This window comes from Pseudomonas sp. Leaf59 (assembly GCF_920984685.1).
Lineage (GTDB): Bacteria > Pseudomonadota > Gammaproteobacteria > Pseudomonadales > Pseudomonadaceae > Aquipseudomonas.
The window spans coordinates 50,620-62,201 of sequence record NZ_CAKLBR010000012.1 but is presented as its reverse complement, the minus strand read 5'-3'; the positions used below and the strand labels follow the sequence as shown (position 1 = coordinate 62,201).

The following is an 11,582-nucleotide window of genomic DNA, read 5'->3' as shown; positions in this document are numbered from 1 at the left end:
GGATGGCCGCAGGTCTGCGCAAACGCAGTGCCGGGTCAGGCTTTGTCGACGGTATTCTTGACCGCATCCTTGGTCTTGCCAACGGCTTGCTGGGCTTCGCCCTTCAGTTCCTGAGCCTTGCCTTCAGCACGCAGTTTGTCGTTATCGGTGGCTTTGCCGACGCCTTGCTTGACGTTGCCGACGGCTTCGTTAGCCATGCCTTTTACCTTATCGGAAGTGCTGCCCATGGTATTACTCCTGATAACAATCAAATGGTTTTTAATGACTACCTAAAGATTGACCCGGGGCCGTTCTGTAGAGTTTCAATTATTTTCAGGCGGCATTTGATCGCTCCATAAAGGTTTGGCTTTATGTTTTGCAGCCAACCCACGAGAATGCCCGGCAGATTCAGGCTGAAACGCTGAATAACAGATCCCGTAGGAAGGTTATGAAACTCGATAAGACACAGGCCATCGCCCGCAGAAACCAGGCATTGGGCGGCGCCGTACTCGGCGTCAACAACTGCCACTTCACCGACCTGGACCGCAAACGCAACATCTGGTGGTTCGACCTGCCGCTGGTGCGCATTGGCGTGGGCCAGTACGAGTGGATCCACCTGTTGATGCATAACGCCGAGACCGACCAGTTGCTGCACCTGAAGGTGCCCACGCTGTTCCTGCGCGAGAACCTGGAAGGGCTGGTGGTGCGCAATGCAGGCAAGCGCAAGCCCGAGATCACCCTGGAGTTGAGCGCGGACAAGGATTCATACCTCAAGGATGTGCGCCCGGCGGGTGCAGGAATCAGCTTTGCGCAGTTCGCCCTGTAAAAAATGTGCAGGCCATAAAAAACCCCGCATTGGCGGGGTTTTTTATTGGGTTACTTTTTCAGGCCCAGCTTCTTCAGTTCTTCATCGCGCAACTCGCGCCGTAGAATCTTGCCCACATTGGTGGTCGGCAACACATCGCGGAACTCCACCGCCTTGGGCACCTTGTAGGCGGTGACGTTGGCGCGCATGTGTTCCATCACCTGGTCCTTGGTCAGGGTTGCACCGGGCTTGACCACGATGAACAGCTTGATGATCTCCCCGGATTTTTCGTCCGGCACGCCGATGGCGGCGCACTGCAATACGCCCGGCAGGCCGGCCAGCACGTCTTCCAGCTCGTTGGGGTAAACGTTGAAGCCGGACACCAGAATCATGTCCTTCTTGCGGTCGACAATGCGCAGGTAGCCGTCGGGCTGGATGATCGCGATGTCACCGGTCTTCAACCAGCCTTCGCTGTCGAGCATCTCGGCGGTGGCGTCTTCGCGCTGCCAGTAGCCCTTCATCACTTGCGGGCCTTTGACGCACAGCTCGCCGGTCTCGCCCAGCGCCAGTTCGGTGCCGTCGTCGGCGATGACCTTGCACGCCGTGGACGGCACCGGAATACCGATGGTGCCGATCTGGATATGCTGGATCGGGTTGACCGTGGCCACCGGGCTGGTCTCGGTCATGCCATAACCTTCACAGATGCCACAGCCGGTCACGGCCTTCCAGCGCTCGGCAGCCGCCAGTTGCAGGGCCATGCCACCGGACAGGGTGACCTTGAGCGCCGAGAAGTCCAGCTTGCGGAAGCCTTCGTTATTGCACAGCGCCACAAACAGGGTATTGAGACCGACAAAGCCGCTGAACTTCCACTTCGACAATTCCTTGACCATCGCCGGCAGGTCGCGCGGGTTGCTGATCAGGATGTTGTGGTTGCCGATCAGCATCATCGCCATGCAATGAAAGGTGAACGCGTAGATGTGATAAAGCGGCAGCGGCGTGATGAGGATCTCGCAACCCTCATTGAGGTTGGAGCCCATCAGCGCCTTGCACTGCAGCATGTTGGCGACGAGGTTGCGGTGGGTGAGCATCGCGCCCTTGGCCACGCCGGTGGTGCCGCCGGTGTATTGCAGCACCGCCACATCATCGCTGGCCGGGCTCACTTCGTTGACGGTCTGGCCATGGCCCCTGGCGAGCACATCATTGAACTTGATCGCCTTCGGCAAGTGGTAGGCCGGGACCATTTTCTTCACGTACTTGATGACACTGTTGATCAGCAGGCGCTTGAGCGGCGGCAGCAGGTCGGCCACTTCGGTGACGATCACGTGCTTGACGGCGGTTTTGGGCAAGACCTTTTCCGCCAGATGGGCCATGTTGGCCAGGCACACCAGGGCCTTGGCCCCGGAGTCGTTGAATTGGTGTTCCATCTCCCGCGCGGTGTACAGCGGGTTGGTGTTGACCACGATCAGCCCGGCACGGATGGCACCGAACACGGCGACCGGGTATTGCAGGACGTTGGGCAGTTGCACCGCGATGCGGTCGCCGGGCTGCAGGTCGGTGTGCTGTTGCAGATAGGCGGCAAAAGCGCCGGACAATTCGTACAGCTCACCGTAGGTGAGGGTCTTGCCCAGGTTGCTGAAAGCCGGCTTGTTGGCGAAGCGCTGGCAGGACTGCTTCAATACCGCCTGAATATTCGGATACTCGTCTGGATTGATCTGTGCAGCAATCCCGGCGGGGTACTTATCCTTCCAAAAGTCTTCATTCATGGAAGCCCACTCCTCAGCGACGCGAATTCATCATCGCATTTGATGCGATTATTATTGGTGTATGTTTTTTGTACGGTGAATCCGGCGCTTCAAGCAGGCCCAGACGTCACAAAGCGCGCCGAGAGTAGCAGCTTTGCCAAGGGCCGCCTAGAGCCAAACGAGGGCCCCGCAGTCATAATCACGACTGTCCTACAATATTTGGTCACACTTTAAACGCGCGTTGAATATCCCGACAAACCGCTCTGGAACAAGCCCTCCAGCGCACTCCAAAGCAAATGCGGGAGGGGGCTTGCTGCCGATAGCGGCATATCAGTCACCGAATATGTTGACTGACCCACCGCTATCGGGAGCAAGCCCCCTCCCACACTTTTAGACCATTTCAGTTACAGGTTCAGGCGATGTCGCGCAGCTCCCGTCGCAGGATTTTCCCTACCGGCGTCATCGGCAACGAGTCGCGCAACACGATCTGCTTGGGCACCTTGTAGCCGGTGAAGTTGGCCTTGCAGTACGCCTTCAGCTCTTCAACGCTCACGCCCTGGGCACGCGCCACCACGAACAGCTTCACCGCCTCCCCCGTGCGCTCGTCCGGCACGCCGATCACTGCGCAATTGGCCACGGCCGGATGCGCCATCACCACGTCTTCGATCTCGTTGGGGTACACGTTGAAACCCGAGACGATGATCAGGTCTTTCTTGCGATCGACAATGCGTATGAAGCCGTCCTCATCGATCACGGCAATATCGCCGGTCTTGAACCAGCCTTCGGCGTCCAGCGCCTCGGCGGTGGCCGCCGGTTGCTGCCAATAGCCCTTCATCACCTGCGGGCCCTTGATGCACAGCTCGCCACGCTCGCCCAACGGCAGCTCGACACCTTCGTCGTTGATCACCTTCATTGCAGTGGCCGGCACGGGAATGCCCACGGTGCCCAGTCGCGACTTATCGCCGTACGGGTTGGCGCTGGCCACCGGGGAGGTTTCGGTCAGGCCGTAACCCTCGCCGATCGCGCAGCCGGTGAGCTGCTGCCAGCGTTCCGCGGTGGCCTTGATCAGCGCGGTGCCGCCGGAGTTGGTGGTTTTGAGGTGAGAGAAATCCAGCTGCTTGAACTCCGGATGATCCATCAGCGCGACAAACAGCGTGTTGAGCCCCAGCAGCCCGGTGAAGCGCCACTTTTTCAGCTCCTTGATAAACCCGCCGATGTCCCGTGGGTTGGTGATCAGCACGTTGTGGTTGCCCGAGACCATCATGCACATGCAGTTCGCGGTGAAGGCATAGATGTGGTACAGCGGCAGCGGCGCGATCATCACCTCCTGCCCCTCCTTGACCAGCGGCAGGCCGTCGTCGCCGGTCTGCGACATACAAGCGCGCACCTGCTGCATGTTCGCCACCAGGTTGCGGTGGGTGAGCATCGCGCCCTTGGCCAGGCCGGTGGTGCCGCCGGTGTATTGCAGCACGGCGATATCGTCCAGGCTCACCGGATGCCGCGTCACGTCCAGGCTTGCCCCCAGACGCAGGGCGCGCTTGAACGGCACTGCGCGCGGCAGGTGGTAGGCCGGTACCATTTTCTTCACCTTGTCGACCAGGGTGTTGACCAGCCAACCCTTGGCGGCCGGCATGAAGTCGCCCATTCGGGCTTCGATCAAGTGGTCGATGGCTGTGTCGGCGCACACCTCCTGCACGCGCGAACCGAACAGGTTGAGGTAGACCAGCGCACGCACGCCGGCATCCTTGAACTGGTGGCGCATCTCGCGCGGGGTGTACAGCGGGTTGGTGTTGACCACGATCAGCCCGGCGCGCAAGGCACCGAACACGGCAATCGGGTAATGCAGCACGTTGGGCATCTGCACCGCGATGCGCTCGCCGGGTTTGAGGTCGGTGTGCTGCTGCAGGTAACCGGCGAACGCCGCACTCTGGCGCTCAAGTTCGGCGTAGGTCAGGGTAATCCCCATGTTGCTGAATGCCGGACGGTCGGCGAAGGTCTTGCAGGAGCGCTCGAACACTTCGATCACCGAGGTGTAGGCGGTGAGGTCGATGGTATTGGGAACACCGGGCGCGCGTTTGTCATTCCAGAAATCAGGTTGCATTATTCTTGTCCTCTTACCTGAGTGTGTCCGGCCGCTGCTATAAAAAGCGGAGCTTTGGGGACGGTAGCAGCTATAACCAAACAGGCAAATACGCTAAATCGTGTCATTGATTGTATGAATCTTGCCGCTGAGGCATGGGCAGATACCTGGTGCGCGATACACTGCACCCATCCCGAGCAAAGGAAAGCGCCATGAACCACAGCACCTTCTGGCTGACCGCGACTGACCAAAGCCGTCTGTACGTCAATCAATGGCTGCCGGAGGGTCCCGCCAGGGCCGTGGTGATGGTGTCCCATGGCATGGCCGAACACAGCGGGCGCTATGGGCGCCTGGCCGCAGCATTGTGCGCCGGCGGCTACGGTGTGTATGCGCTGGACCAGCGTGGCCACGGCCGTACCGCCGAGTCAGGCACCCTGGGCCTGTACGCCGAGCAGGACGGCTGGAACACGGTGGTCGGCGACCTCGCCAGCCTGCACCAGCACATCGGCCAGCAGCAGCCGGGGTTGCCGATCGTTCTGCTGGGTCACAGCATGGGCAGCTACATCGCCCAGGCCTACCTGCTGCACCACAGCGCCAGCCTGCATGGGGCAATTCTCAGCGGTTCGAATTTCCAGCCGGTGGCCCTGTATCGCGCCGCACGGGTGATAGCGCGTGTCGAATACGCTCGACAGGGCTTGCGCGGGCGCAGTGCGCTGATTGACTGGCTGTCGTTCGGCTCATTCAACAAGGCGTTCAAACCGACGCGTACAGCATTTGACTGGCTCAGCCGCGACCCCGTCGAAGTCGACCGTTACATCAACGACCCGCTCTGTGGTTTTCGTTGCACCAACCAGCTGTGGATCGACCTGCTGGGCGGCTTGCAGCACATCAGCAAAGCGTCCAACCTCGCGCAGATCGATCCGGGCCTGCCGATTCTGGTCGTGGGCGGCGAATGTGATCCGGTGAGTGACGGCAAGCGTCTCAACAGCCTGGCCCAAGCCCTGCGTGAGGCCGGCTGCCAGCACCTGCAATTGACCGTCTACCCGCAGGCGCGGCATGAAGTGTTCAACGAAACCAACCGCGATGAAGTGACCGCGGATGTACTGCACTGGCTCGACCAGGCCCTGACCCTGCGCAGGCCGGCGCGCTGCGAATAAACTTTGCAGAACCGGCCCATTAATGACCGACTAGCCACAGGATGCACTTTTAAATGACCCAGGTAACCAACACCCCCTACGAAGCCCTCGAAGTCGGCCAGACCGCCAGCTACAGCAAGACCGTCGAAGAGCGCGATATCCAACTGTTCGCCGCCATGTCCGGCGACCACAACCCGGTGCACCTGGACGCCGAATACGCCAAGACCACGATGTTCAAGGAGCGTATTGCCCACGGCATGTTCAGCGGCGCGCTGATCAGTGCCGCCGTGGCCTGCGAGTTGCCTGGGCCGGGCACTATCTATGTGGGCCAGCAGATGAGCTTTCAGAAGCCGGTAAAGATCGGCGACACGCTGACGGTGCGCCTGGAAATTCTGGAAAAGCTGCCAAAATTTCGCGTGCGCATCGCCACCCGCGTGTTCAACCAGCGCGACGAACTGGTGGTGGATGGCGAAGCGGAGATCATCGCGCCACGCAAGCAGCTTGAATTGACGCTGACCCAGTTGCCACCGATCAGCATTGGCTGAGTCCGAACTCAAATCCAACGCAAAAAAATGCGGGAGGGGGCAAGCCCCTCCCGCATTGGGTTACAGCGCAGTGCTTACGACTGAGCGCGAGCCTGGTTACGCAGGGCTTTCACTTGGTCGTGGTTGCGTTGCACGCCGTGGTACTGACGCTCTACCAGGTCACGAATGCCCAGCAGGTTGTGCTTGTTGATTTTCTCGATCGCTTCTTTGTAAGCCTTCAGTGCGTGGTCTTCACCGCGCTCGGCTTCGTTCAGTACGGCTTCTTCGTCCTTACCGGTGACCATCGACTTCACGTCGACCCAACCACGGTGCAAGGCGCCGGCAACGCTGCCGGAATCTTCCGGATCGCCACCCAGAGCACGCACGGCGGTTTTCAGGTCTGTGGCAGCGCTAGCGCAATCAACCGAACGCTTGGCAAACAGAGCCTTCAGCTCCGGGTGCTTGATGTCTTCAGCGCACTCTTTAAAACCTTTCTGACCGTCAATGCTGGTCTCGATCAGGTCGTTCAGTACGGAGATGGATTCTTTATTGATGTCAGTCATTTTTCAATTCCTTATGGCAGGTTTAAAAGGATGCAAGGGTAATTGCAGTGTCCGTGCCAGCTTTCTGAAAAATATATTCCTATTTAAAATCAAATAGTTATGAATTATTGAACCATCTGCGCCGATGTTATTTGCATGATCTGTCCTTTGGCCTTCATGCAGAATGCCTGTATTTTCACTGTCATCTTCTTAACCGCCCTAGATCGCCATGAATCCAGAGAAACTCGAACTGCTGATCACCCGCCAGATGCCCTTCGGCAAATACAAGGGCCGGATCATCGCCGACCTCCCCGGCCCCTATCTCAATTGGTTCGCCCGCGAAGGTTTCCCCCATGGCGAGCTGGGCGGCCTGCTGGCCTTGATGCAGGAAATCGACAGCAACGGCCTGGCCGAACTGCTGGAACCACTGCGCACCAAACACGGCAAGCCCGCCCCTCGCCATTAGGAGTTTCGCCATGCCAGGGAATGCAAACAACGAGCAGCACTGGCGCACTATCGCCCAGTGCTATGAGCAGGAGCCAGGCCCGATCAACCTGGAGAACGGCTACTTCGGGCGCATGAGCCGCGCAGTGCAGGCGCAGTATCTGGAACACGTAGCGTTCATCAACCGCAGTAATTCGCTGCATGTGCGCCAGCGCTTCGAGCGCGGTGACAATGACGCCATCCGCTGCCAACTGGCCGGCTTGATCAACGCCGATCCGCAGGCGATAGCGTTCACCCGCAACGCCACCGAAGCCCTGCAGTCGCTGATCCGCAATTACAACCGCCTGCAACCGGGCGATCAGGTGCTGATCAGCGATCTGGAGTACGACACGGTCAAGGGGGCGATGCGCTGGCTGGCGGGCTATCGAGGTGTGGAGGTGATCGAAATCGCCCACCTTCATCCGGCCAGTTTCGACAGCCTGGTGCACACCTATCGCGAGGCATTTGTGCAGTATCCGCGCCTGAAGCTGATGGCACTGACCCATGTCACCCACCGTACCGGCCTGGTGATGCCGGTCGAAACCATCGCCAGGGCCGCGCAAGCACACGGCGTGGATGTGATACTCGACGGCGCCCACGCGCTGGGCCAGATCGACTTCAATCTCGCCGAACTGGGTATCAGCTTTGCCGGCTTCAACCTGCACAAGTGGATCGGCGCGCCGCTGACCCTGGGTTTCCTCTACATCGCCCCCGAGCGCCTGGCCGATATCGACCCGGACATGGGCGAGTGCCACTACCCCGCCACCGACGTGCGCGCACGCACGCCCTATAGCACACCAAACTTCCCTGCGTTGATGACGTTGCCATGGGTGCTGGAAGAACATCGCAGCCTGGGTGGCGCGGCGGCCAAGGGTGCGCGGCTCAATTACCTGAGGGACATGTGGGTGAGTCAGGTGCGGTCGCTGCCCGGGATTGAAGTACTCACGCCGGATGACCCCAGACTGTATTGCGCGATTACCGCATTCAAGTTCAGTGGGCGGGACCAACAGGTGATGGTGGACCGTCTGCTCAAGGAGCACGGCCTGTTTACCACGACCCGCACGGGGCCGGCATTTGGCACGTGTATTCGGGTGACGCCAGGGGTGGTGACCTGTGCTGAGGACATCAATGTCCTGATCAACGCAATCACTCAACTGGCCATCGACTGACAGGTGGGAGGGACTTGCTCCCTCCCACACTAGCCCTCGTCCACATCAGGCATGTGTGACTTTGAGGTTTTTTACAGGCAAAAAAAAGCGGCACACCGACCAAGTGCGCCGCAAAAATGCCGTTAAGCACAGCAACAACGATTCTTTAAATCCGATCAGTCCAGCAGGGCCAGCGCTTGCGCAGTGACTTCCTGAATACGTGCCCAGTCGCCGTTCCTGATCCACTCCGGGTCAAGCATCCAGCTACCGCCCACGCACATCACGTTCTTCAACGCCATGTAGCTCTTGATATTGGCCGGGCCCACGCCGCCGGTAGGGCAGAACTTCACTTCGCCAAACGGGCCGCCCAGCGCCTTGATTGCCGCCACGCCGCCGCTGACTTCAGCCGGGAACAGCTTGAAACGGCGATAACCCAGGGCATAGCCTTCCATGATGCCGGACGCATTGCTGATGCCCGGCAGCAGCGGGATCGGGCTGTGCACCGAGGCTTCCAGCAGGTCGCGTGTAATGCCGGGGGTGACGATGAATTGCGAACCGGCCACCTCGGCGGCGTCGAGCATCTGACGGTCAAGCACAGTGCCGGCACCGGTGCACAGTTCAGGGCGCTGCTCGCGCAGCACCTGAATGGCCTTGAGGCCGAACTCGGAACGCAGGGTCACTTCCAGCGCGGTCAAACCACCGGCTGCCAGCGCATCGGCCAGCGGCAGGATGTCCTGTTCGCGGGCGATGGTGATCACCGGCAGGATCCGCGCCCTGGCGCAGAGGCTGTCGATCAGGGCAACTTTGTCCGCCATGGAAACGGTCGGTTGAGGGCTTTTCATAGCGGCTGATCCTTGGCTCATGGGCACCAGTAAATCTCTAAGGTAGGTTGCAAAAACGCGCGAATCGGCATGGCAGCAACGTCGTCACTGGCCAGCGCGGCGCTCAAGGTGGTCAATTTGGCGCTGCCGGAAATCGACAGCACGGTGTACCTGGCCGTGGCCAGCAGCGCGCGACTCATGGTCAGGCGCTGATGGGGCACGGTCGGCGCCAGCATTGGCCAGCAACGGCGGGTACCGTCCGGCGCCAGCGCATCGCCAAGGTTCGGGCTGTCGGGGAACAGCGAGGCGGTATGGCCGTCATCGCCCATGCCCAGCACCAGCACATCAATGCCAGGTAATTCGGCCAGCAGGTGATCGGCCTGCTCGGCCGCGTCTTCAAGGTTGGCCGCAGCGCTGTAAAGGCTCAGGAACTTCGCTTTGGCGGCCGGGCCCTGCAGCAAGTGCTGCTTGAGCAGGCCGGCATTGCTGTCGGCATGCTCCACCGGCACCCAGCGCTCGTCCGCCAGGGTGATGGTGACCCTGGACCAGTCCAGGCCCTGCTTGGCCAACTGCTGGAAAAACGCCACCGGGCTGCGGCCGCCGGACACCACCAGGGTGGCCTCGCCACGGGCGCTGATGGCCGTGCGCAGTTGTTCGGCCACATCATTGGCCAGGCCGTCCGCCAGCAGCGCAGGCGTGCGGTACTCATGGGCCGTTACGCCATGAGGCAGTTTCAATTCAGATATCGCCATACCACGACCTCCCATCCCGCGTGATCAGTGCAATCGAGCTCATCGGCCCCCAGGAACCCGCCGCGTACGGCTTGGGCGCATCGCCGGATTTTTTCCACCCGGCGATCAACTGGTCACACCACGTCCACGCGGCTTCGATTTCATCTTTACGGACAAACAGGTTCTGATTGCCGTTCATCACTTCCAGTAGCAACCGCTCGTAGGCATCGGGAATCCGTGCGCTGCGATAGGTATCGGAAAAATTCAGTTGCAGCGGGCCGCTGCGCAGTTGCATGCCCTTGTCCAGGCCCTGCTCCTTGGTCATCACGCGCAATGAAATGCCTTCGTCCGGCTGCAGGCGGATGATCAGCTTGTTGCTGATCTGCAGGCGCTGCTCGGGGGCGAATATATAGTGGGACGGTTCCTTGAAGTGAATGACGATCTGCGACAGTTTTTGCGGCATGCGCTTGCCGGTGCGCAGGTAGAACGGCACCCCGGCCCAGCGCCAGTTGCGGATATCGGCACGCAGCGCGACGAAGGTTTCGGTGTCGCTCTGGGTGTTGGAATTTTCTTCTTCCAGGTAACCCGGCACCGGCTTGCCGGCGCTGTAGCCGGCGATGTACTGGCCGCGCACCACCTGGGTGGTCAGGCCTTCCGGGCTGATCGGCGCCAGGGCCTTGAGCACCTTGACCTTCTCGTCGCGGATGCTGTCGGCGGACAGGTCGGCCGGCGGGTCCATGGCGATCAGGCACAGCAGCTGCAGCAGGTGATTCTGGATCATGTCGCGCAGCTGGCCGGCCTTGTCGAAATAGCCCCAGCGCCCTTCGATGCCGACCTGCTCGGCCACGGTGATTTCCACGTGGGAGATGTAGTTCTGGTTCCACTGGGTTTCAAACAGGCTGTTGGCAAACCGCAGGGCGATCAGGTTCTGTACGGTCTCTTTGCCCAGGTAGTGGTCGATGCGGTAGGTGCGGTTCTCCGGGAAAAACTGCGCCACGGCATCGTTGACCTTGCGCGAGGATTCCAGGTCCGAGCCGATGGGTTTTTCCAGCACCACGCGGGTGTTGTCCGCCAGGCCGACCTTGGACAGGTTCTCGCAGATCGCGCCATACACCGCCGCGGGGGTGGCGAAGTAGGCGATCAGGCGTTGCTCGCTGCCAACTTTTTCGGCGAGGGCGACGTAGTCGTCGGCCTTCATGAAGTCGACATGCAGGTAGGTCAGGCGCGCCAGGAAACGCTGGGCCACGTTCTCATCCAGCGCCTTGCCGACGTACTTGCGCAGTTCTGTTTCGATATGGGCCAAGTGCTGCTGCTCGGAACCGGCTTCACGGGCCAGGGCCAGGATGCGCGTGTCGTCGTGCAGCAGATCGGCGCCATCGAGGTGATAGAGGGCAGGAAATAACTTGCGAAGCGCCAGATCACCCAAGGCGCCAAACAGGGCAAAGGTGCAGGGTTCTACGGTTATCGAGGGCATGATGTTTGTTCTTTTATCAAGTTAAGCTACAAATACCTTTTTTCAAGGTATCACTCAAGGAAAAATGTAGTAATAACCATAACATTTTCCCGAATTACGCATTCCGAGTGGTGGTGT

12 protein-coding genes are annotated in these 11,582 nt (G+C 60.1%); 5 read left to right on the top strand and 7 right to left on the bottom strand.

All coding sequences use genetic code 11. The features are described from left to right. Positions 1-35 precede the first annotated feature (35 nt). Positions 36-227: a CsbD family protein gene (locus LUB09_RS14555; RefSeq protein WP_003237824.1), complete on the bottom strand. Its 192-nt coding sequence runs from the start codon at positions 225-227 to the stop codon at positions 36-38. 200 nt (positions 228-427) lie between these two features. On the opposite strand from LUB09_RS14555, the gene LUB09_RS14550 reads away from it, so the two are divergent. After that, positions 428-805, top strand: a complete 378-nt coding sequence (locus tag LUB09_RS14550; RefSeq protein ID WP_057007112.1) for a hypothetical protein — start codon at positions 428-430, stop codon at positions 803-805. A 50-nt stretch (positions 806-855) separates the two neighbouring features. On the opposite strand, the gene fadD1 is transcribed toward LUB09_RS14550, so the two are convergent. Both fadD1 and fadD2 read right to left on the bottom strand, forming a co-directional pair. Continuing rightward, positions 856-2,547 (bottom strand): long-chain-fatty-acid--CoA ligase FadD1, encoded by a 1,692-nt coding sequence (gene fadD1 / locus LUB09_RS14545; protein ID WP_231422895.1) that lies wholly within the window; start codon positions 2,545-2,547, stop codon positions 856-858. Between the two features lie 391 nt (positions 2,548-2,938). Further along, positions 2,939-4,627, bottom strand: a complete 1,689-nt coding sequence (gene fadD2 / locus LUB09_RS14540) for a long-chain-fatty-acid--CoA ligase FadD2 (protein WP_231422894.1) — start codon at positions 4,625-4,627, stop codon at positions 2,939-2,941. Between the two features lie 191 nt (positions 4,628-4,818). Between fadD2 and LUB09_RS14535 the strand changes: the two genes are divergently transcribed. Together LUB09_RS14535 and LUB09_RS14530 are read left to right on the top strand one after the other, a co-directional pair. Further along, complete coding sequence (locus LUB09_RS14535; RefSeq protein WP_231422893.1) at positions 4,819-5,763, top strand: alpha/beta hydrolase; 945 nt, start codon at positions 4,819-4,821, stop codon at positions 5,761-5,763. A 53-nt stretch (positions 5,764-5,816) separates the two neighbouring features. After that, on the top strand, positions 5,817-6,287 hold the full coding sequence (locus LUB09_RS14530) for a MaoC family dehydratase (RefSeq protein WP_057007116.1): 471 nt from the start codon (positions 5,817-5,819) through the stop codon (positions 6,285-6,287). A gap of 74 nt (positions 6,288-6,361) precedes the next feature. Here LUB09_RS14530 and LUB09_RS14525 read toward each other — a convergent pair whose 3' ends face one another. After that, positions 6,362-6,829, bottom strand: coding sequence for a ferritin-like domain-containing protein (locus tag LUB09_RS14525; protein ID WP_231422892.1), 468 nt, complete (start codon positions 6,827-6,829; stop codon positions 6,362-6,364). 208 nt (positions 6,830-7,037) lie between these two features. Between LUB09_RS14525 and LUB09_RS14520 the strand changes: the two genes are divergently transcribed. Further along, positions 7,038-7,274 carry a DUF3820 family protein gene (locus LUB09_RS14520; RefSeq protein WP_231422891.1) on the top strand — a complete coding sequence of 79 codons (237 nt, stop codon included), beginning with the start codon at positions 7,038-7,040 and terminating at the stop codon, positions 7,272-7,274. A 10-nt stretch (positions 7,275-7,284) separates the two neighbouring features. Continuing rightward, the gene (locus LUB09_RS14515) at positions 7,285-8,460 is read left to right on the top strand and encodes an aminotransferase class V-fold PLP-dependent enzyme (RefSeq protein ID WP_231422890.1); all 1,176 of its coding nucleotides are present in this window, start codon (positions 7,285-7,287) and stop codon (positions 8,458-8,460) included. Between the two features lie 155 nt (positions 8,461-8,615). On the opposite strand, the gene LUB09_RS14510 is transcribed toward LUB09_RS14515, so the two are convergent. The 3 genes from LUB09_RS14510 to zwf are packed head-to-tail and all read right to left on the bottom strand — an operon-like array spanning position 8,616 to position 11,465. Next, positions 8,616-9,281 carry a bifunctional 4-hydroxy-2-oxoglutarate aldolase/2-dehydro-3-deoxy-phosphogluconate aldolase gene (locus LUB09_RS14510; protein ID WP_057007119.1) on the bottom strand — a complete coding sequence of 222 codons (666 nt, stop codon included), beginning with the start codon at positions 9,279-9,281 and terminating at the stop codon, positions 8,616-8,618. A gap of 17 nt (positions 9,282-9,298) precedes the next feature. Beyond that, positions 9,299-10,012: a 6-phosphogluconolactonase gene (pgl, locus tag LUB09_RS14505; RefSeq protein WP_231422889.1), complete on the bottom strand. Its 714-nt coding sequence runs from the start codon at positions 10,010-10,012 to the stop codon at positions 9,299-9,301. Then, on the bottom strand, positions 9,999-11,465 hold the full coding sequence (gene zwf, locus LUB09_RS14500) for a glucose-6-phosphate dehydrogenase (protein ID WP_209984120.1): 1,467 nt from the start codon (positions 11,463-11,465) through the stop codon (positions 9,999-10,001). The genes pgl and zwf overlap by 14 nt, the downstream gene beginning before the upstream one ends. Positions 11,466-11,582: the final 117 nt, after the last annotated feature.